Genomic DNA, 20,535 nt, shown 5'->3' with positions numbered 1-20,535 from the left:
GTATATTTTCTTAGAAGCCCGGGCTACTGGCCCGAAGCGGCCGGATAGCCGTGGCGGGCCCGGGAGGAGGCGACGGCGCTGGAGGCCGCAGCATCCTGGCCGCTTTTGCAGAGCCCGGCGGCGGCCTTGAGCTCGCCATTGACCTTGTCGTAGACGCCCTTGGCGATGAAGCCGGTCTTCAGGTCGCCGTCGATAAGCTTCTGGAATTTGGCGATGTCTTCCTTGCAGCCGGCCGTGGCGGCCCCTGCGGAGGCCAGGAGGACAATTGCGGCGGCTGAGACGAAACGGATCATGGCACCCCCCGAAACGGCCTGATTAGTGCGCGCCGACCGGGGGGCCTGCAAGCCCCCGGCGGGGCTTATACTTGCCCCAAACGCCCAAAACGCGTATCACCCGGCCCGTCCTGCCTCATCTTTTAGTAAGAGGTGGCGGGGCAGAGTAGTTTTAGGCGCAACGGGAACGAGACCATGCTGGTCCGCACCATGATCGACGACACAACGGCACGGCGTTTCGCCGCCGGCGTCGCGCGCCTTCTTTCCGGGCTCCTTCTTAGCCGCCCCTGATCGCCGGCCGGGCTTTCGCCTGGGCGCTCAGGGGATCTTTTCCGCTCAGAAGATAAACCCGACGCCCGCTTTCCAGCCGGGCAAAATTCCAGAAGGCAGAGCCCGATGACCACCGCACCGAAAGACGCCGACCGCGTCATTATTTTCGACACGACTTTGCGCGACGGCGAGCAATCGCCCGGCGCCACCATGACCTTCGAGGAGAAGCTCGAAGTCACCGACGTTCTCGTCGAAATGGGAGTCGATGTCATCGAAGCCGGTTTCCCGATCGCCTCGGAAGGCGATTTTGAGAGCGTCCTCGAAATTTCAAAGCGCGCCAAAGACAGTGTGATCTGCGGTCTCGCCCGCGCGCACTTCAAGGACATCGACCGCTGCGCCGAAGCCATCAAGCCGGCGCGCCGCGGCCGCATCCACACCTTCATCGGCACCTCGCCGCTGCACCGCAAATATCAGATGCAGCTCGACGAGGAGGCGGTGTTCGAGCGTGTCGTCGCGTCCGTGACGCGCGCGCGTTCCTACACCGACGATGTCGAATGGTCGGCGATGGACGCAACGCGCACCGAGCCGGATTATCTGTGCCGCTGCGTCGAGGCCGCCATCAAGGCCGGCGCCACGACGATCAACATTCCCGACACCGTTGGGTACGCCACGCCGGAAGAATATGGCGCGCTCATCAAGATGCTGCGTGAGCGCGTGCCGAATGCCGACAAGGTGATTTTCTCCACGCACTGCCATGACGATCTCGGCCTCGCGGTCGCAAACTCGCTGGCCGGTGTCGCCAACGGCGCCCGCCAGATCGAATGCACGATCAACGGCCTCGGCGAGCGCGCCGGCAATGCCGCGCTGGAAGAAGTCGTGATGGCGATCCGCACGCGCAAAGATGTGCTGCCGTATTCGACGGGCATCGACACGACCATGCTGATGCGTGCCTCGAAACTCGTCTCGGCGGTCTCGGCTTTTCCGGTCCAGTACAACAAGGCGATTGTCGGCCGGAACGCCTTTGCGCATGAGAGCGGCATCCATCAGGACGGCATGCTGAAGAATGCGCAGACATTCGAGATCATGACGCCCGAAAGCGTCGGCGTGAAAGCGACCTCGCTGGTCATGGGCAAGCATTCGGGCCGCCACGCCTTCCGCGAAAAGCTGAAGGATCTCGGCTATCAGCTGGGCGAGAACGCGCTGGAGGACGCCTTTATGCGGTTCAAGGCGCTCGCCGACCGCAAGAAGAATGTCTACGACGAGGATATCGAGGCGCTGGTCGATGACGAAGTCGCCCATGCCGACGATCGTCTGAAGGTCATTTCGCTGGCCGTCATTGCCGGAACGACCGGTCCGCAATCCTCGACGCTCACCATGAGCATTGACGGGGTTGAGAAGACGGTTCAGTCCACCGGCAACGGTCCGGTCGATGCCATCTTCAACTCGATCAAGCAGCTCGTCGCGCATGATGCGGTGCTGGAACTCTATCAGGTCCACGCCGTGACGGAGGGCACGGACGCGCAGGCCGAAGTGTCGGTACGCCTGACCGAGAACGGCAAGACGGTCACCGGCCGCGCCGCCGATCCTGATACGCTGGTGGCGAGCGCGAAAGCCTATGTGGCCTCGCTGAACAAGCTGATCATCAAGCGCAAATCTCAAGGAGCCCAGGCCGTCGCCTGAGGCCCGCAGCATCGTAATGAAAAAGGCCGCTCCAAAGGAGCGGCCTTTTTTGTTTATGCCGCGGTGCGGCTCAGGATCTGGTCGGGCGGGACGGACAAAGTCTGTCGGAGCTCGGCCAGCGGCACGGGCTTGGCCAGGAAAAAGCCCTGCACCTCGGCGCACTGATCGGCGCGCAGCAGCATGAACTGCTCGGCCGTTTCGACGCCTTCGGCGGTGACCGAAATGCCGAGCGAGCGCGCCATTGCGAGTATGGCCTGAACGATCGGGCGTGAACTGTCCTGTGCCGTCAATTGCGAGACGAATGCCTGATCGATCTTGAGCCGGTCGAACGGGAAGTGCTGGAGGTAGCCGAGCGAGGAATAGCCGGTGCCGAAATCGTCCATGGCCAAGGTCACACCGAGCTTTTTCAATGCGGTCAGCACCGTCTGCGCCATTTCGGTGTTTTCGAGCAGTACGCCCTCGGTGAGTTCGAGTTCGAGGCGGTGCGGCGCAAGCCCGGTTTCTTTGAGGATCGAGGCGACGAGATCGGCAAGTCCCGGATCGCGGAACTGAACGGGCGAAATGTTCACCGAGACGGCGATGCCTTCATAGCTTGCGATGACCGAACAGGCATGCCGCAGACTCCAGGCGCCCATCTCGTGGATGAGGCCGAGTTCCTCGGCGAGCGGAATGAATTGGGCGGGCGGGATCATGCCGCGCTCGGGATGCTGCCAGCGCATCAGCGCCTCGACGCTGACGGGTTTCAGCGTGCGTGTATCGAAGCGCGGCTGGAAATGCAGGTCGAACTCGCCAGCTTTGACGGCGCGGCGCAGATCCATTTCCAGCGTCTGGCGAACGAGCGCCAGATCGTTCATTTCCGGCGCGAAGAAGCGGTAGCTGCCGCGCCGTTCCTGCTTGGCCTGATACATCGCAAGATCGGCGCGCTGTATGAGGTCCGAGCCCGTATGTGCGTCGTTCGGTGCGAGCGCGACGCCGATCGACATGCCGACCTGCATGTCCGTGCCGCCGACGCTCATCGTCCGGCCGACAGCCTCGGTGAGCTTGCGGCAGAGCCCTTCGGCTTCTTCCGGACCCGTCAGGCAGGCGGCGACGGCAAACTCGTCGCCGGAAACGCGAGCGACGAGATCGTTGTCGCCGACAGAAGATTTCAGCCGTTTGGCGACCTCAAGAAGGATGGCGTCGCCGGCCTCGCGGCCCATAAGGTCGTTGACCGGTTTGAAGCGGTCGAGATCCATATAGAAGAGCGCCGTACAGACCGCGTTCTTGCGCAGTTCCGTTTCGACATGGTCCATCAGCATGGCGCGGTTCGGAAGGCCGGTGACCGCATCGTGCAGGGCAAGATGCTCGGCCTTGGCCTGCGCTTCCGCAAGTTCGCGCGCATTGGATTCAAGAACCTGCGTCGTCTGGAAGGCGTGGCGCAGGAAGAGGAAGGTCAGGACGGCAAGAAGCGCTGCCGCACCGCCCAGCCACGGGAAGACGCGCCGCATCAGCGCGCGGCCGGGCCTGTCGGGGTTCCATTCCAGAACCGCGCCGCGGCGGCCGTCTTCCGTAAACAGGATCTTTTCGGCGAAGGCCGCTTCGTATTGCGGCTGGCGCAGGCGGAAATCAGGGATGGAGTATTTGTCGCCGGCGGCAATGAGTTTCTCCGGCGTCAGCGCATAGCCGATGAGCAGCACCGAAGCCGGGCCCGGGACAACCGGGACGGTGGGATCGCCGCCCGGTGAGATCACCGCGGCCGTCACGAGCACAGGCCATTTGCCCCACATCAGGAAGCCGGAGACCGGAACGGTCTCTGTTCCGCTGTCGCGGGCCCGCTCGACGAGCAGCATTGTGCCGCCGGTCAAAAGCCTTTCCACGGGCAGGGGGTTGATCAGCTTGCCATCGACGACGGCATAGTTCGTCACATTGCCGGGACCGACGACGACGAGAAAGTTCAGCCCATAATCGGGAAAAAGGGTCGATCCCATATTGCTCGAGCCGTAAGCCCAAGTGAGGTCGAGATCGGGATGGAGGTGGCGATAGGCTTCGCCCCAGCCGGCATAATCCTTGGAGACACGCTCCATCTCCTCGCGCTGGGCGTTGAGGGCGACATCGGCAAAGCTTGAGGTGCGCCGGGCCGAGCGCTGATCGATGGAAGTGCCGATCTCATAGACGAAACCGCCCATGATGAAGAACACGATTGCGATGATGGCGACCACACCGGGCACCGCGCGCCGGGCGAACCAATGGCTGAAACTGGTGCTGGGCGTCATCCCGAAAAACCCGAAGATCGGATTTAACATACTCTTGAACCGTTGAATTTCGGCTGAATGGGTCCGGACAATAGACGCACGCTTATTAAGACTCGCTCAACACGGCTCAATTTGAGCGTGCGGGTCCAAACGGGGTCCGAACCCCTTGCAACGTCATGCGCTTTTGCCTCAAATTGCGGTTGAGGAACGCGGGGGTCAGTTGAGCCCGATAGACGTTCCGTAGGGAGAGAAACCAATGCGCAAGCTTCTTGCCGCGGTAGCGGTTACCGCGCTTTTTGCCGGACCTGCCTTCGCCGAATATCCCGAGCGTCCGATCACCGTGGTCGTGCCGTTTGCGGCCGGCGGCCCGACTGACACCGTGACGCGTCTCGTCGCGGAAAGCATGAGCAAGGATCTTGGCCAGCAGGTCGTGGTCGAGAACGCCGGCGGCGCCGGCGGTACTCTCGGCGCCGGCAAGGTGGCCCAGGCGACTCCGGACGGCTACACGCTCCTGCTCCACCATATCGGCATGGCGACCTCCGCCAGCCTCTACCGCAAACTGGCCTACGACCCGCTCAACGCCTTCGACTATGTCGGCCTCGTCACCGATGTGCCGATGATCCTCGTCGCCAAGCCGACCTTCGAACCGACGGACCTCAAGGGCGTCGTCGATTATGTGAAGGCCAATGCCGACAAGGTGAACTACGCCAATGCCGGCATCGGCTCGGCCTCGCATCTGTGCGGCATGCTGTTCATGTCGGCGATCAAGACCAAGCTGACGGCCGTTCCCTATAAGGGCACGGGCCCGGCGCTGACCGACCTCATGGGCGGCCAGGTGGACGTGATGTGCGACCAGTCGACCAACGTCACGAACCAGATCAAGGAAAAGAAGATCAAGGCCTACGGCACGACGACCAAGACGCGCATCCCGGCTCTTCCGGATGTGCCGACCGGCGCCGAAGCCGGTCTGCCGGGCTTCGAAGTCGGCATCTGGCACGGTCTTTACGCGCCGAAGGGCACGCCGAAGGCCGCGATCGACAAGCTCGTTCCGGCGCTGCAGAAGGCGCTGAAGGATCCGGTCGTCGTCGAGCGCTTCGCCTCGCTCGGCACCGTTCCGTCCTCGGACGCCGATGCAACGCCCGCGGCGCTCGAGGCCAAGCTGAAATCGGAGATCGCCCGCTGGAAACCGATCATCGAGGCAGCCGGCGAATACGCTGACTAAGAAACAAGGAACCGGCCCGCGAAAGCGGGCCGGTTTTGTTTCAATGACCCCGCGTTCACGCTTCATCGCCGCAAGGCTCGTTTATCCCGCGCTGTTTTTCGGCCTGTTCGCCGTACTTCCGGTTGCTCTGGCGCGCGAGGACAAATGCACAAGCGGCGAGACGGCCTATATGATCGCCAAGCGCTTTGTCTCAGAGCGTACGGGGCTTACCGAAAAAGACGATCCCGATTTCCCATGGATGCAAGCCTCCATGGTGTCCTATCTGGGCTCGTGTACGCACGACATCCATTCCTTTTTCGATCGCGGTGCACGCGATGCGCGTATCCGCACCGGCTATGCGGCGCGCGTCCATTATGATGTGCTGATGAACCACTGGTCGCTCGAACAGTTTGAGGCGAGGGGAGCTTCATGACCGTCAATCGCAAGGACCTTATCTGCGGTCTGGTCTTTATCGTCATCGGCCTTCTGTTTGCGGTCGGCGCGCGCGATCTCGATATCGGCACCGCAACACGCATGGGCCCGGGTTATTTCCCGCTCGTGCTCTGCGGCCTCATCATCTTTCTCGGCGTGCTCATCTCGGCGAAAAGCTTCGGCAAGCCCGATGTCGATTTCGGCGTTATTCCCTGGCGCGCGCTTCTTCTGATCCTGCCCTCGACGGTCATTTTCGGTCTGACGCTCAAGAATATCGGCCTGATGCCGGCGGTGTTCATCGTCGCGCTCGCCTCGAGCTTCTCCTCCAGCAAGATGACGGTGCCGCTGGCCTTTGCGCTGTCGATCGGCCTTTCGATCTTCTGCGCCGCCGTCTTCAAATGGGGGCTCGGCCTGCCGATCGAGCTCTTCGGTCCCTGGGTGAGGTTCTGGTAATGGACATTCTTCATAACCTCGCGCTCGGCCTTTCGACGGCCGCCTCGCCCGAAAACCTCATGTACTGCTTCATCGGCGTTCTGCTCGGAACGCTGGTCGGCGTTCTGCCGGGGCTTGGGCCCACGGCAACGACGGCGATGCTGCTGCCGATCACCTATCCGCTCGATCCGACGCCCGCGCTCATCATGCTGTCGGGTATCTATTACGGCGCGCAATATGGCGGCTCGACCACGGCGATCCTGATCAATCTGCCGGGCGAAAGCTCGTCCGCGGTGACTTCGGTCGACGGCTATCAGATGGCGCGCAAGGGCAGGGCGGGCCAGGCGCTCGCCGCCGCCGCCATCGGCTCCTTCTTCGCCGGCACGGTTGCGACCTTCGTCATTGCGCTGCTCGCGCCGCCGCTGACGGAAGTCGCGCTGAAATTCGGCCCGCCGGAATATTTCTCGCTCGTCGTGCTCGGCCTTGTCTGCTCGGTCGCACTGGCGCACGGCTCGGTGCTGAAAGCATTGGCCATGATCGTGCTCGGCCTGATGCTCGGCCTTGTCGGCACCGACATCTATACCGGCACGCCGCGCTTCACCATGGATCAGCTCGAACTTGCCGACGGCGTTTCGTTCGTGGCGGTCGCGGCGGGCGTTTTCGGCATCGCCGAAATTCTCCGCAATATGGAAGGCGAGAAGACGCGCGATGCGGTAATCGCCAAGGTCACGAGCCTCATGCCGACACGGGAAGACTTCGGGCGCATGGTGGCGCCGATCCTGCGCGGCACGGCGCTCGGCTCTCTGCTCGGCGTTCTGCCCGGCGGCGGCGCCATCCTCGCGAGCTTTGCCGCCTACACGATCGAAAAGCGCATCTCGCCCTATTCGCATGAATTCGGCAAAGGCGCGATCGAGGGTGTCGCCGCGCCCGAAAGCGCCAACAATGCCGGCGCGCAGACGAGCTTCATCCCGATGCTGACGCTCGGCATTCCGGCAAACCCGGTAATGGCGCTGATGATCGGCGCGATGATCATCAAAGGCATCGTGCCCGGTCCGGAAGTTGCGCGCAGCCAGCCCGAACTCTTCTGGGGTATCATCGCCTCGATGTGGATCGGCAATCTGATGCTGGTCATCCTCAATCTGCCGCTGATCGGCATCTGGGTCCGTCTCCTGCGCGTGCCCTATCACACGCTGTTTCCGGCCATCATCGCCTTCGCCTCGATCGGCGTTTACTCGGTCGCGAACAACCCGTTCGATCTTTACGCCATCGCGCTGTTCGGCGCCGTCGGCTGGCTGCTGCTGAAGCTCGATTGCGAGCCGGCGCCGCTTCTCCTCGGCTTTGTTCTCGGCCCGCTGCTCGAGGAGCATTTGCGGCGGGCAATGATCATCTCGCGCGGCGATCCGACAATTTTCATCAATTTCGCCCAACGGCCGATCAGCGCCGTCCTGCTGACTTTGTCGGTGATCGCCCTGGTCATCGTCCTTCTCCCGGGCATTTCCAAAAAGCGCAAGGAAGTGTTCGAAGAGACCGATTAGCGGCGATTGCCTATAAGCCCATCGAGCGGCTTAAGCGCGTATTTACGGTCAAGGCGCTTTCATGGTCCCTGCGGGGGTCGTGAGGACCGAACGTGCAGTCTACGATCGAAGATCTTCTGAACCGGTTTTTCGGGAAGCGCCCCAAGCCTTCCCGCCGTCCGCGTGTCCTGTCGCCGGCGGACGCGCCGCCTCCCGGCGGCCAACCCGTTCTGGGCTCAACCGAATGTGTCGTCGTCCAGCCGCTTGGACCGGAGCGCTCGAACGTGCTTCAGGCCTTGTCGCGCAGTGGCATGAAAGTCCGCGAGGTCGCATCGATCGACGCGGAGGATTTCGGCAAGCGCAAGCCGCATCTCGTCATTTCGAGTTTCGACGATCCGGCGAAGGCGTCGGACACGGTCACCCGGCTGGCATCGATCTCCTATGACGGTCTCGTGCAGCCGATCGGGGCCGGGCACGGCATCGTGCATCTGCCGAGCATCAAAGGGGGCCCGCGCGTTCTGCCGCCGATGCCGGCGCTGCTGATGCCGGAGGATCTGATCGAAGTCATTGAGACGCAAGGATTGTCGCGCAATTCCGCCGGGCAGGCGACCGTGCATCTGGCAACCGCGCTCAGCAAAAAATGGATGAGCTTCGCCTATCAGCCGAAAATCGCGCTGCGCACGATGCAGCTTGCCGGCGCCGAGACCTTGGCGCGCGTCCAGCATCCGATCCATGGCGAGCTTTTGCCCGGTTCCTTCCTTCCGCATTCGACGGCGCAGGATTTGCGCCTGCTGGGCCTCGGCTCGATGCGGGCGGCTTTGGCCTCCTGGGAGCCGTTCTACCGTCTCGGCTTCAATCTCGTTCTGTCGGTCAACATCCCGCTCGAAGCGCTGGAGATCGAAGAGTTTTCAGACCTCATACGCGCCCACCGCCCGGAAGACAGCCGTTGGCCCGGCCTCATCGTCGAAGTCGATGCGGTCGATACGATTGCGGCGATCGACGAGCTGAAGGAATTCGGTGCGAAGATGCGCCAGCACGGCGTCGTCATCTCGCTCGACAATTTCGGGCTCGGCAACACCATGACGGCTGATCTCTCCGAAATCGGCGCGGCCGAGATCAAGCTTCATCCCGAGATCGGGCAGGATGTCAGCAAAAATCCGGCGCGTGCCGCCATCTGCCGCGCGGCGCTCGATCTCGCAAAGATCTACAAGGCCAATCTCTGCTGCAATTCCATCGAGACTTTGGCCGACGCAACCTTCCTCAGAAATCTCGGCTGCCATTCCGCGCAGGGGCATGTTTTTGCCGACGCGATGGATCGCGTCCGCTTTGCCCAGCTTCTCAAGAGCAAAGTCGGCCGCGCGGCATCCTGAGACCGCGATAGCCGGAACTCTTCGGGCTCAGGCCGTGGCGAACTTGCTTGGAATTTCGATATCGACCTCGAGTGTCGATACGGACTCTCCGCGGTCCATCCTGATCTCGACCTTGTCCGGATCGAGCGCGACGTGTTTTGCGACGACCGCGAGGATTTCGTCGCGGAGAATGGACAGCAAATCGGACCGGCCGACGCTCTTACGTTCGTGAGCGAGCAGGATCTGAAGCCGTTCGCGCGCGACCGGTGCCGAGCCGCTCCTTTGGAACAGTTTGAGCATGCTCATGCGGCCCTCCGCCCAAACAGCTTGTCGAGCAATCCTTTCCTCACAAGCGGTATCGTCATTTCGACGTCTTCGCCCTGGAGACGCCTGGCCGCCTCGATATAGGCCTGGGCCGGCGCGCTCGACCGGTCGCTCAGCGTGACGGGCGTGCCGATATTCGAAGCCTTCAGCACTTCCTCGCTCTCGGGAATGATGCCGAGCAGTGGCGTCGAGAGGATGTCGAGCACGTCTTCGATCGACAGCATCTCGCCGCGCGAAGCGCGCGCCGCATCATAGCGCGTGATGAGCAGATGCTTTTCGATCCGCTCGCCTTTCTCCGCCTTCTCGGTCTTTGAATCGAGCATGCCGATGATGCGGTCTGAATCGCGCACCGACGACACTTCGGGATTGGTGACGATGACGGCCGCATCGGCGTGCCGCATCGCCAGCATGGCGCCGCGTTCGATGCCGGCCGGGCTGTCGCAGATCACCCAGTCGAACTTCTCCCGGAGCTCGGCGATGACCTTTTGAACACCGTCCTCGGTCAGCGCATCCTTGTCGCGCGTCTGCGAGGCGGGCAAAAGCCAAAGCGTGTCGAGCCGCTTGTCGCGGATCAGCGCCTGCGGAAGTTTGGCCACGCCCTGAATGACGTTGATCAGATCGAACACCACGCGGCGCTCAGCGCCCATGACCAGATCGAGATTTCTGAGGCCGACGTCGAAATCGACGACCACCACGGATTCGCCGGCCTGTGCGAGCGCGGCGCCGAGAGCAGCGGTTGTCGTGGTTTTCCCCACGCCGCCTTTGCCGGATGTCACTACTATTACCTTTGACATTTTGCGGACCCCCTCTGTTGTTATTGCAGTGCTGTGATTTTGAGCTCGGTGCCGTCGAGCCATGCCTGCATGGCGCCGCCGCGCAGCGTGTCGTCGATCTCGTCTGCCGTCCTGTAATAGCCGCCGATGGCGAGCAGCTCGGCTTCGATTTTCTGGCAGAAGATGCGCGCATCGGGATTGTTGCCGAGGCTGCCGGCCATGGCGCGGCCGCGAAGCGTTCCGTAAATGTGGATCGATCCGCCCGCGACGATCTCCGCTCCCGACGCGACCGAGCCGAGCACGCTGATATCGCCCTCGGGGAAAACAATCGACTGGCCCGAGCGTACGGGCTCATTGAGCAGTAATGACGTCGGCCGGGGAGATGAGGGCGCGGGCTTTTCTGCCGGGCCGGTTTTTTTCACGATCTCTGCTGCTGCGGCGGCGCGCCCGCCGTGTAAGAGCGGCGGCAGGCTCGGTCCGAGCTTGGACGGATCGACGCCTTCAAGGCCCATCACGCGCACCTTGCGTTCGAGTAGGCCTGCGACGAGGTGCTCTATTCCCGCGCGGCTCAGCCTGACGCTCGTCAGGTCGAGGACAACCGCCCGATCGGCGAAGAATTCAGGAGCGCGGGCAAGCCTGACGTCGAGGTCTGCAAGCCAGTCTGCGACCGGCGCCTCCGGCGTCAGTGCGAAGGCCATGTAGGAGCGTCCGATCAGACGCATGGAGTTCTTGGTGATCGTCGACAAGGCGACCTCCGCTACTGGACACTGGAAACTGCCGGCAGACTGGAGGCGGTACGGTTAACGGCCTGTTAACATCAGTTAAGCGCTTGCTAATAAGATCCTGTGTGTTTGCCGCGCGGCTCCACGCTGCTGCCGCAATGCTCGTTGCACGAGCGAAGTGATTTGGCTCGGCGTTCGCTTATCGGGCTTTCCGGCGAGCGCGCCGATGCGTCGAGGGCCAAGGCAGTCACGGAAGATCCGGGCTGGCGTACGGACGGGCAGGGCTATCCGCTGATCGCGGCTAAGGTGGCGACTCAATGCACTGACGGAGAAATCACCCTCCAAATATCAAGCGTTCGCGAACGACGCGGCCGAGAGCGCAACGATATTTACAAGATACAGTACTGGGAGATGGTGAAGGGTGATCAGGTGCCGTCCGCTCTCAATCATGCTCCTAGGGCGGAGCAATTGCGACTAATCGGAAAGGCGTGGACCGCTGCCGCCAATTCTAGACTCTTGAGAATCTCGGATTATCTGACTGGCCGCTTATCTCGCGTCGCCTTCACGCGTGTACCGCTGCTGGCAGGGGCATCCTTCACCGGCTTTCTAGTCTCTCCGTGAAGCGCCTTAAACTTCTTGATTGTTGCACTAAATGTCTTGAACGCCTCACTGATCTGAACGAACTGCCGGAGCTTTTTTATTTCGGCAGGAGAAGGCGTAGTTCCGCTCTTCGCGACTGACGCTGCCAAAAGTTCAACGACACTCTTGGTCATTGGATGCTCGAGTTTTGTCTCGCCAACTATTTTCACGTTCGTGGCCGGAGCTGACTCGGCTTTCAGCATCTCTTCCCGTAAGTCTACCAGCTCGTAGTAGTTACAACCGCGGACTCCTCGCGAAAATAGAACCCTCGCGTCATTCTTAGACCTGTTGATCGGAAAATCATCAAACGGTAGTCCCGCCTCAGCCATAATTGTTCGAGTATCTCCAGCTCGAAGCGAGATATCCTCGAGATCACCTTTGGAAATCGTCGAAACGCTACGGTGGAGGTGATCCACAGACTCCAAACAGTCCGACACGAACTGCTCGAATTTTAAAGATTTGCGTTTCAGGGCTCTGGCGGCCTTGCTCAGCTCGCCTGGTGTGAGATGCCCGAGTTTGTGAAGTTCTCTCATGCGCCCGCCCAGAAGCTAGGCCTAACCGTAATGTCGTATTTTTTGAACAGCTTGGCGACGTTGACCAAGTGATCTCTCGTCCGGCCAATCTTGGCCGAGCCATACCTTCCAGATCTGTTATTTATGATCCAGCCAGGCGGTTTCGAGGTCAGATCAAACATAATTTCCCCGGCGATCCGAGCACCTTTCTGGGACGCTAGCAGCGCGGGATGACCAAGCTTCATGTCTTTTGAAATCAACTTGCACGACCGGGCTGCCGGATAGGTGGTTTCCGAGTCAGAGCTTTCCAGAGTTTCTTCCAAAGCCAGGAGAATCGCGCCTTTCGCGTTTACGAGCCACAAATAGCTGAATTCGTTGAAGAGACAGTAAGAGGCCGGAGCCTTCTTTTCTGCCGCGGCCATCATGGCTTTTAAGGTGCCGTGATATTTATTGAGAGCAAACAGTGTCTGTTGCCGCCGAGCTTTTTCTGGCTCTCGAACGTCAGCGCCTGGGTCAAAGACCGCTCCATAAAGCGCATTTAAATCAGTAGTTTGCGAAGACATTCAACTTCCAGCCCCAGCATAAGTTCACCCTAATGCAACCTATGCGTCAAGGGATTGTGAGGTATCAGCGCCGGTTTCGTCGGTTAGTCGTTTTCGCTGGGGCAGGATGGATTCGAGCCGGGTGAGGGGCGGAAAAAACCGTTCCACCGTCTTTTCCAGATTGTCTCTGAGAGAAGATTGGTGGGCGCACTAGGGCTCGAACCTAGGACCCGCTGATTAAGAGTCAGCTGCTCTACCAACTGAGCTATGCGCCCGCACCGTCTCGCGGAATTTGGTGTTTCCGCGCGGGAGGTCGAGGTAACAGACGGGAGGGGGCTGTCCACCCCCGAAACGTTTGGCGGAGAGTTCCAGGCCAGCACAGCGTTTTTTGGCTGTCAGATCCGGAAATCACCCCGTTTGGGGTCGAGAAGCCAAGGCACGATATGGGAGGCGATCGATTCCAGGAGGGCGGAGCTGGCCGGCGGAAACTCGCGCGGCCGCGTATCGACCAGAACAAGTGCGCCGATCCGGTGCTGTTCTTCCTCGAAGGTAATAGGCGCACTTGCGAAGAAGCGCAGATGAGGCGGGTTCACGACGCTTGGAGCGCTGGCGAAGGCGTGGTCCGCGCACAAATCCTCGACCACGATGGTCCGGCCGCTATCGATGGTTTCGCGGCAGAGGGCCTCGCTGCGCGGCAGGAGGCCCTTGGCTCCGCTCACCTTCGGACGGAAGCGCAGATGCGATTTTTCCATGAAGGCGATGCTGACGGCCTTAACGCCGAATTTCTCGGCCGTCATGCCGGTAATCCAGCTGACCTCGCGCGAGGCGAGGAGTGCCGATAGGGCAAAACGGTAAAGCGCGGAGACCCGTGCCTCGTCCGTGTTCCATTCCAGAAGGGCCTTTTTCGCCTGCATATGCCGTCCGCCGCCGATTGCGCGCAGCGGATAGAGAGCCTCTACAACTGTGAATAGCTGGTTTCCAAAAGCGCGCGTAGAAATACATAGCCGCGAGATGGAGCTTGGCAGGCCGCTCAGGGAATTTTACTGACGTCCACGCCGAGGGTTATGACCCCGATATTGGTGTCTCCGTCGGTGATGGGCAGGGAGACGAGGGCCAGGCTCTTTTGTCCGTGCCCGTTGTCCTCAAGCTCCGAGACCGCGACCGCATTGGGGGCATTGGGCAATATGTCCTGCCATTGCAGCTCGTCGCCCTGGAAAAAGTCGGAGGTGACGAGGGTCTGGCCGATATTCCAGCCGAGCCCGTCGATGATGAGGATTTCCGTCACCGCGCCGCCCGGTGCGCCGTCCTGCTGCTGCTTCAGCCATTTCGACAAGGCGTTATGCGACACCGTGTCGACCAGCCCGTCGGGCGTTTTGTCGGCGAGTTCGTTCTTCCAGCGGCGGTCGAGGGCGCGGGCTTCGCCCCAGTCGAGCTTGCGGTGCGATTTGGTCGACTCGCGGACGACCGCATGCAGCATCGGATCGTCGGCAAAACCTTTGATGAAGTCGCGCGCATAGGCCGTCACGCGCGGCTTGTGTTCCATACCGGTATCCAGCGCCTGCTGTGCGGCGGCCGGTGAGGCGGCCATGACGAGCAGAGCAACGAGAACGGACGGCCTCATCGGCAAAACCCTTCACTCGGATATTCGAGAAAGCAGTCTCAAGAAAAAAGGGCGGCCGAGGCCGCCCTTTTCTCGAGCCTGTGCGGCAAGAGCAATCCGTGCGGATTACTTCACCTTGCTGACGTCGACGCCGATGGTCACGGCGCCGATGTTCTTGTCGCCGTCCTTGATGGGCAGCGAGATCTGGCTGTAGCGGATGCCGTCTTCCTCGACGATCGGGAGGACTTCAACTTCGTTCGCGTCGCCCTTCGCGAAGGTCTTCTGCCACTTGCCTTCGTCGCCCTGATAGTAGTCCGAGGTGCCGCCGGTCTGACCGACGTTCCAGCCCCAGCCGTCCATCACGAAGATTTCGGTGACGGCGTCCTTCGGCTGAGCGGCTTCGAGCTGCTTCTGCAGGAACTTCGAGGTCGCGCTGCCGCGAGCCGCTTTGATGAGCGCTTCGCCGGCCGCGAGATGGGCCTTGTCGTCCTTGTCCGGAGCGATTTCCTTGAGCTTGCCAAGGGACTTCTTGACGGCCTTGACGTCGTCTTCTTCCTTCGAGTCCTTGACCTTGGCGGCACGCCACTGGTTGTCGAGGATTTCGACGTCGTCATAGGAGAGCTTCTTGTGCTCGGCCGTGGAAGCCTTGACCGCAGCGATCAGCTCCGGATCCGAACCCCATTTGGCGAGGAAGTCACGGGCGTACTTCTCGACTGCCGGGCTCGGCATCTCTTCCTTCTTCTCTTCAGCCTTGGCCGCCGGCGCCGTCTGGGCATAGGCGTAGCCACCGCCGATCGCCAGCGACAGAGCGACCAGCGAAGCAAATTTAAGATGTTTCATTTCTTCGTTTCCCCCTGATGAAGGGCTTAACTGCCCTTTCAGGACGGAAACCTAGCACGATCTACCGGTGCAAAATCAAGAGCTTCCTTGCCTTATTTCTACGCAGGGTAACCACCTTCTATGTTTACCCGTTTCAGGCGGCATCCTCGAGCTGGGAGGGGGCCTCGGAGGGCTTTGCGCCCAAGGCCTTACGGGCCGCCGCCTGGGCGTCGTCGGGGGTTTTGAACACCCGTCCGTCGAGGCCGAAAGCCCGCGGAACGGCGGCATGAAACCGGTAGGAAAGGCCGTCCTCGTCCCGGGCCACCAGCCCGACCGCCCGGCCGCCGACTTCGATAAGGTAAACGTCCGACATCGCTTCAACTCCGGGCCGATCCCGCGGCCAATCTGGACCTTGGCCGTGACAGAGAAATTGCAGGCGCATGTCCGAACGACCAAACGGCGCGGCAAGTCCAAAGTTCCCGGTTGCGATCTGCAACCGGCGCATGACCGATCACGGAGATTTGCGCTTCGCTCCGGTCGGAGAGGCGCTAGAGTGATTCTGTTTTCGCGATCACACCACCAAGGCCCGCGCGCCCACCGTCTGGCGCGCGGGCTTTTTTCTTGCGCGCTATGCTGACCGGCATTCTCTATAAAATCGCATCGGCGTTCTGCTTCACCGTGATGGCCGCGCTGATCCGCTCGATCGGCGAAGATGTGCCCGCCGGCGAAGTGGTTTTCGCGCGTTCGGCTTTTGCTCTTGTGCCGATTCTCTTGTGGCTCTTCTGGCAAGGCCAGCTCGGCGATGTGCGCACGGCGCGGCCCGGCGGCCATTTCATCCGCTCGAGTGTCGGCGTTTTGGCGATGTTCTGCATGTTTTCAGGGCTTGCGCGCATTCCTTTGCCCGATGCGACCATGATCCATTATGCGTCGCCGCTGATCACCGTTGTGCTGGCGGCGCTCGTTCTCGGTGAGCCGCTGCGCGTGCCGCGCGTTGCCGCGGTGCTGCTCGGCCTTTTAGGCGTTGCGGTGATGTTCTGGCCGCACATCACCGACGGACAGATGCAGCGCGCCATTGCCAGCGGACGCGGCGAGGGGATGCGGGCGCTCGAAGGCGCGCTGTTTGCGCTTGGCGGCGCCTTCTTCACCGCCTGCGCCATGATCCAGATCCGCCGTCTCGTGCAGACGGAAACGACGGCCTCCGTCGTCTTCTTCTTCACAGTGTTCTCGACGCTGTTCGGACTTGCGACTCTGCCGTTCGGCTGGGTCTGGCCCGATGTCTGGACGGCCGTGGCGCTGGTCGGGATCGGCATTCTCGGTGGCGTCGGCCAGATCTTCCTGACCTCCGGATACCGTTATGCCGAGGCCTCCGTCATTGCGCCCTTCGAATACACGACGCTCATCTGGGCGCTGTCGATCGGCTGGCTGGCCTTCGGCGATCTGCCGGGCTGGTTCGGCCTGGCCGGGGGGCTTGTCGTCATCCTGTCGGGCTTCCTCGTCATCCGGGACGAGCGGCGGCGCGGCATCGAGCGCGCCCGGGCCCAGAAAGTAGCCCAGCCCCCGGCCTGAGCCCCATGGCTTGCGCTGGGGAGGGCTGGCCTTTATGTGACACCCGTCTGCTTGGGGTGCGTGTGGAAACACGCTGAGAGGCGGCCATTTCGGCCGGCCAACCCACGAACCTGATCCGGGTCATGCCGGCGGAGGAAAGCGGGAAATGACGTCCCATACCCATATTCCGATTGCGCTCACTATTGCCGGTACCGACCCTTCGGGCGGGGCGGGCATCCAGGCCGATCTCAAGACCTTTTCGGCGCTCGGCGTCTATGGTGCGACTGTCATCACGGCGCTCGTGGCCCAGAACACGATGGGCGTGCGTTCGATTCACGACGTGCCGCCGCCTTTCATCGCCGAACAGCTGTCGTCCGTGTTCGACGATCTTGACGTCAAAGCGGTGAAGATCGGCATGCTGTCGCGGCCGGAAGTGATCGAGACCGTCGCTTCCTCACTGACGCGCTACGGTGCGCGCACGATCGTCGTCGATCCGGTGATGGTCGCGGCGTCCGGCGACCGGCTTCTCGTGCCTGAAGCGGTCGAGGCGCTCCGCACCATCCTCATTCCAAAAGCGCTTGTCATTACGCCGAACATGCCGGAAGCCGCAGCCCTCCTCGATGAGCCGGTCGCCGAAACCGAAGAGGACATGATCTGGCAGGCCGAGAAGCTGATGAAGCTCGGCTGCCGCGCCGTCCTGATCAAAGGCGGCCACGGCACGACGCAGGAGAGCGTCGATATCCTGATCGACGAGACGGGGCTCAGCCGCTTTACGGCCCGCCGTGTTGCGACGCAGAACACGCATGGCACGGGCTGTACGCTGTCCTCGGCCATCGCGTCCGGCCTTGCTCATGGCGAGGATCTCAAAAGCGCGGTGGCCATCGCCAAGGCCTATATTTCGGGAGCCATCCGCGCCTCCGACGAGCTCGATGTCGGGCACGGGCACGGCCCGGTGCACCATTTCCACGCCCTCTGGAAAGGTTAATTTTCCAAGGCGTTTAGGCCGCTTTTCACTGTCATAAAAGCGATATGAAACGGTGTTTAGTGGGGTGCATGAATGCACTACGCCCTACGAATCGCCGTGTCCGCACACTCTTCATCTCGGACATCCATTTAGGCACCAAGGGCTGCCAGGCGGAGCTGTTTCTCGACTTCCTCCGCGTGCACGACGCCGACACTTTCTACCTCGTCGGCGACATCGTCGACGGCTGGCGTTTGAGGTCCGGCTGGTACTGGCCGCAGACGCATAACGACGTCGTGCAGAAACTGCTCCGCAAGGGCAGGGCCGGCGCCAAGATCGTCTATATTCCCGGCAATCACGACGAATTCCTGCGCGATTATTACGGCTCGCATTTCGGCGGCATCGATGTCGTCGAACAAGCGATCCACGAAGGCGCGGACGGCCGCAAATATCTCGTCGTTCACGGCGACTTCTTCGACATGGTCGTGCGTCACGCCAAATGGCTCGCGCTGCTCGGCGACTGGGCCTATGTGTTCGCGCTCGGCGTCAGCACCTACATCAACTTCTTCCGCCGCAAGCTCGGGCTCACCTATTGGTCGCTGTCGGCCTGGGCGAAGCTCAAGGTCAAGAACGCCGTCAATTTCATTTCGGAATTCGAGGACACTCTGTCCAAGGAAGCCGAGCGGCTTGGCGTTCAGGGCGTGATCTGCGGCCACATCCATCACGCAGCTCTGCGCGACATGGACAGCGGCATACGCTACATCAACACCGGCGACTGGGTTGAAAGCTGCACCGCGGTCGCGGAGAATTACGACGGGACGTTCGAGATTATCCGGTGGACGCCGATCCGCCTTCTGCAGGATGATCAGGAACAGGCCCAGCTGGCAGCCCCAACTGCCGCTCGCTCCGCCGCCTGACCGAAAGGGTCACACGCCTTCCATGCGCATCCTGATCGTCACGGACGCCTGGCATCCGCAGGTGAACGGCGTTGTGCGCACGCTGGAGCGTGTCGCCGAGGAAGTGCGTCTTCTCGGCCATACCGTTCTGTTCCTGACACCCGATCTGTTCCGGACGGTTCCAATGCCGACCTATCCGGAAATCCGCCTCGCCATCACGCGGCCCGGCAAGGTCGCTGAGAAGATCGAAGCCTTCGGGCCGGACCATCTCCACATCTCAACCGAAGGTCCGCTCGGGCAGGCGGCGCGGCGCGCTGCGATCAATCGCGGCTGGAGCTTCACGACGAGCTACCACACGCGCTTTCCCGAATATCTGCGCGCCCGTTTGCCGGTGCCGGAGAGCTGGTCCTATTGGTGGCTGCGCCGTTTTCACAATGCCGGCCGCGGCACGCTGGTCGCCACGAAATCGCTCGCCGCGGAACTGAAAGCCAAGGGCTTTGACAAAGTGCGGCCCTGGACGCGTGGCGTCGATGCCGAGACCTATCGACCGCGCAAGAAGCGCGTGCTCGATTTTCCGAAGCCGATCTTCCTCTATGTCGGACGCGTTGCGGTCGAAAAGAATATCGAAGCCTTTCTCTCTCTCGATCTGCCGGGCACGAAAGTTGTCGTCGGCGACGGGCCGGCGCGCAAATCGCTTCAGGAGAGATTTCCGAAAGCCAAGTTCCTCGGCGAAAAGACCGGCGAGGATCTCGCAAAGGCTTATTCCTCGTCCGATGTCTTCGTCTTCCCGAGCCTGACCGATACATTCGGCATCGTCATTCTCGAAGCGCTGGCGAGCGGCGTTCCGGTTGCCGCCTATCCGGTGACGGGGCCGATCGATGTGCTGAAGGGCACGAAGGCCGGCGCGCTCGACAAGGATCTCGGCAAGGCGGCGCTGAAGGCGCTGAAGCTGAAGCGGAGTGATGCGCGCGATCTGGCGCTGAAGCATTCCTGGGCGGCGTGCGCGAAAATGTTCCTGCGGGAAATGGAACGCGCCAAGGCGCAGCCCGCGGCGAAGAAATCTCAGCCGAAATAAACCGACTTCTCTTCGAAGCTCAGCGCATCGAGCTCCGCCGGTTCAGCGGCGGGCGGCGAGAACGTGCTCGGCGGCGGCGGCGGTGCGGGCTCTGAGGCGCGCGCCATGGCTTCTCCTGCCGAGGCGAGCGCACCCGCGAGCATGCGGCTCTGGGCCGGGGCTTGCGGTTCGGGTACTTGCGCGCGCGGCGGCTCGGCCGGTTTCGGCGCCGGAGGAGGGGCTGCGGGCGCAGCGCCTGCGGGGGGCGCCGGCTGCACCGGTTCCGCCGGCAGGATCAGATCGTCGTCGAGATGGAAGATGTCGCCGTGGATCGGCTTGTCGCGATCGATCACGACTTCCGGCTCGTCCACCCAGGCAAGTTCCGGCGGCTCGGGAAGAGCCGGGAAGGCGACGGCGGTTGCCGGCGGCGGCGGCTCGACGGCGAAGAGTTCGGCTTTGGCGCTGGTGACGAGAGCGGTCGATGTCACGGGCCCATGCGGCGTTGTCGGCGCATTTTTGCCGTCGGTCATCTGATGTTCGAGGCGCGAGATCGCTTCGAGCAGAACCGTCGTATCGGCGTTGCGGTTGCGGCGCGCAAATTCCATGAGGAACCAGCGCCCGCGCGCGGTTTCCATCACCGCGGCTTCGATCGCCTCATAATCCTCTTCGGGCAAGCTTGGGGGCGAAGGCGGCGTCATACCCAACTTATCCTGTTCCGACTCACAGCCTGCCCACCGAGGCAAGGTCGCCGAGAGAGATTTCCGTGA

22 protein-coding genes, 1 tRNA gene and 1 riboswitch are annotated in these 20,535 nt (G+C 61.9%); of the genes, 10 read left to right on the top strand and 13 right to left on the bottom strand.

Going from position 1 to position 20,535, the window contains the following annotated elements:
* Positions 1-23: 23 nt before the first annotated feature.
* Positions 24-293, bottom strand: a complete 270-nt coding sequence (locus tag IZ6_RS10560) for a hypothetical protein (protein ID WP_222875016.1) — start codon at positions 291-293, stop codon at positions 24-26.
* Between the two features lie 375 nt (positions 294-668).
* On the opposite strand from IZ6_RS10560, the gene IZ6_RS10555 reads away from it, so the two are divergent.
* Positions 669-2,222 carry a 2-isopropylmalate synthase gene (locus IZ6_RS10555; protein WP_222875015.1) on the top strand — a complete coding sequence of 518 codons (1,554 nt, stop codon included), beginning with the start codon at positions 669-671 and terminating at the stop codon, positions 2,220-2,222.
* A gap of 53 nt (positions 2,223-2,275) precedes the next feature.
* Here the strand turns inward: IZ6_RS10555 and IZ6_RS10550 are convergent, their stop codons facing one another.
* Positions 2,276-4,474 (bottom strand): bifunctional diguanylate cyclase/phosphodiesterase, encoded by a 2,199-nt coding sequence (locus tag IZ6_RS10550; RefSeq protein WP_222875014.1) that lies wholly within the window; start codon positions 4,472-4,474, stop codon positions 2,276-2,278.
* 235 nt (positions 4,475-4,709) lie between these two features.
* Between IZ6_RS10550 and IZ6_RS10545 the strand changes: the two genes are divergently transcribed.
* The 5 genes from IZ6_RS10545 (at position 4,710) to IZ6_RS10525 (ending at position 9,402) form a co-directional block, all read left to right on the top strand.
* Positions 4,710-5,675: a tripartite tricarboxylate transporter substrate-binding protein gene (locus tag IZ6_RS10545; protein ID WP_222875013.1), complete on the top strand. Its 966-nt coding sequence runs from the start codon at positions 4,710-4,712 to the stop codon at positions 5,673-5,675.
* A 43-nt stretch (positions 5,676-5,718) separates the two neighbouring features.
* Positions 5,719-6,087: a hypothetical protein gene (locus IZ6_RS10540; RefSeq protein ID WP_222875012.1), complete on the top strand. Its 369-nt coding sequence runs from the start codon at positions 5,719-5,721 to the stop codon at positions 6,085-6,087.
* Positions 6,084-6,539 carry a tripartite tricarboxylate transporter TctB family protein gene (locus IZ6_RS10535; protein ID WP_222875011.1) on the top strand — a complete coding sequence of 152 codons (456 nt, stop codon included), beginning with the start codon at positions 6,084-6,086 and terminating at the stop codon, positions 6,537-6,539. Before IZ6_RS10540 ends, IZ6_RS10535 begins: the two co-directional genes overlap by 4 nt.
* On the top strand, positions 6,539-8,053 hold the full coding sequence (locus IZ6_RS10530; RefSeq protein ID WP_222875010.1) for a tripartite tricarboxylate transporter permease: 1,515 nt from the start codon (positions 6,539-6,541) through the stop codon (positions 8,051-8,053). Before IZ6_RS10535 ends, IZ6_RS10530 begins: the two co-directional genes overlap by 1 nt.
* A gap of 92 nt (positions 8,054-8,145) precedes the next feature.
* On the top strand, positions 8,146-9,402 hold the full coding sequence (locus tag IZ6_RS10525; protein ID WP_222875009.1) for an EAL domain-containing protein: 1,257 nt from the start codon (positions 8,146-8,148) through the stop codon (positions 9,400-9,402).
* A 27-nt stretch (positions 9,403-9,429) separates the two neighbouring features.
* Here IZ6_RS10525 and minE read toward each other — a convergent pair whose 3' ends face one another.
* From minE to IZ6_RS10475, 10 genes are all read right to left on the bottom strand, one after another.
* Entirely contained in the window at positions 9,430-9,687 is a 258-nt protein-coding gene (gene minE, locus IZ6_RS10520; protein WP_222875008.1) for a cell division topological specificity factor MinE, read from the bottom strand.
* Complete coding sequence (gene minD, locus IZ6_RS10515; protein ID WP_222875007.1) at positions 9,684-10,499, bottom strand: septum site-determining protein MinD; 816 nt, start codon at positions 10,497-10,499, stop codon at positions 9,684-9,686. The genes minE and minD overlap by 4 nt, the downstream gene beginning before the upstream one ends.
* A gap of 20 nt (positions 10,500-10,519) precedes the next feature.
* Entirely contained in the window at positions 10,520-11,200 is a 681-nt protein-coding gene (gene minC, locus IZ6_RS10510) for a septum site-determining protein MinC (RefSeq protein WP_222877611.1), read from the bottom strand.
* 530 nt (positions 11,201-11,730) lie between these two features.
* Complete coding sequence (locus IZ6_RS10505) at positions 11,731-12,372, bottom strand: hypothetical protein (protein WP_222875006.1); 642 nt, start codon at positions 12,370-12,372, stop codon at positions 11,731-11,733.
* Positions 12,369-12,914, bottom strand: coding sequence for a hypothetical protein (locus IZ6_RS10500; protein ID WP_222875005.1), 546 nt, complete (start codon positions 12,912-12,914; stop codon positions 12,369-12,371). Before IZ6_RS10500 ends, IZ6_RS10505 begins: the two co-directional genes overlap by 4 nt.
* Positions 12,915-13,092: 178 nt before the next feature.
* Positions 13,093-13,168 (bottom strand) — tRNA-Lys (locus IZ6_RS10495).
* A gap of 120 nt (positions 13,169-13,288) precedes the next feature.
* Positions 13,289-13,807, bottom strand: coding sequence for a GAF domain-containing protein (locus IZ6_RS10490; RefSeq protein WP_222875004.1), 519 nt, complete (start codon positions 13,805-13,807; stop codon positions 13,289-13,291).
* A gap of 116 nt (positions 13,808-13,923) precedes the next feature.
* Entirely contained in the window at positions 13,924-14,514 is a 591-nt protein-coding gene (locus tag IZ6_RS10485; protein ID WP_222875003.1) for a hypothetical protein, read from the bottom strand.
* Positions 14,515-14,619: 105 nt separating this feature from the next.
* Positions 14,620-15,333, bottom strand: coding sequence for a hypothetical protein (locus IZ6_RS10480; RefSeq protein WP_222875002.1), 714 nt, complete (start codon positions 15,331-15,333; stop codon positions 14,620-14,622).
* Positions 15,334-15,466: 133 nt separating this feature from the next.
* On the bottom strand, positions 15,467-15,685 hold the full coding sequence (locus IZ6_RS10475) for a hypothetical protein (RefSeq protein WP_222875001.1): 219 nt from the start codon (positions 15,683-15,685) through the stop codon (positions 15,467-15,469).
* Between the two features lie 257 nt (positions 15,686-15,942).
* On the opposite strand from IZ6_RS10475, the gene IZ6_RS10470 reads away from it, so the two are divergent.
* From IZ6_RS10470 to IZ6_RS10455, 4 genes are all read left to right on the top strand, one after another.
* Positions 15,943-16,878: a DMT family transporter gene (locus tag IZ6_RS10470; protein ID WP_222877610.1), complete on the top strand. Its 936-nt coding sequence runs from the start codon at positions 15,943-15,945 to the stop codon at positions 16,876-16,878.
* A gap of 42 nt (positions 16,879-16,920) precedes the next feature.
* A riboswitch (TPP riboswitch) is annotated at positions 16,921-17,032 on the top strand.
* Positions 17,024-17,842 (top strand): bifunctional hydroxymethylpyrimidine kinase/phosphomethylpyrimidine kinase, encoded by an 819-nt coding sequence (gene thiD, locus IZ6_RS10465; protein WP_222875000.1) that lies wholly within the window; start codon positions 17,024-17,026, stop codon positions 17,840-17,842. Its footprint overlaps the riboswitch before it by 9 nt.
* 68 nt (positions 17,843-17,910) lie before the next feature.
* Positions 17,911-18,735 carry a UDP-2,3-diacylglucosamine diphosphatase gene (locus tag IZ6_RS10460; protein WP_222874999.1) on the top strand — a complete coding sequence of 275 codons (825 nt, stop codon included), beginning with the start codon at positions 17,911-17,913 and terminating at the stop codon, positions 18,733-18,735.
* 22 nt (positions 18,736-18,757) lie between these two features.
* On the top strand, positions 18,758-19,789 hold the full coding sequence (locus IZ6_RS10455) for a glycosyltransferase family 4 protein (RefSeq protein WP_222874998.1): 1,032 nt from the start codon (positions 18,758-18,760) through the stop codon (positions 19,787-19,789).
* On the opposite strand, the gene IZ6_RS10450 is transcribed toward IZ6_RS10455, so the two are convergent.
* A complete protein-coding gene (locus IZ6_RS10450) occupies positions 19,777-20,466 on the bottom strand; it encodes a hypothetical protein (RefSeq protein WP_222874997.1) in 690 nt (229 codons plus the stop codon). The genes IZ6_RS10455 and IZ6_RS10450 overlap by 13 nt on opposite strands.
* Positions 20,467-20,535 lie beyond the last annotated feature (69 nt).

The organism is Terrihabitans soli (assembly GCF_014191545.1).
GTDB lineage: Bacteria > Pseudomonadota > Alphaproteobacteria > Rhizobiales > Methylopilaceae > Flaviflagellibacter > Flaviflagellibacter soli.
This window is presented reverse-complemented; position numbering and strand designations above follow the sequence as displayed.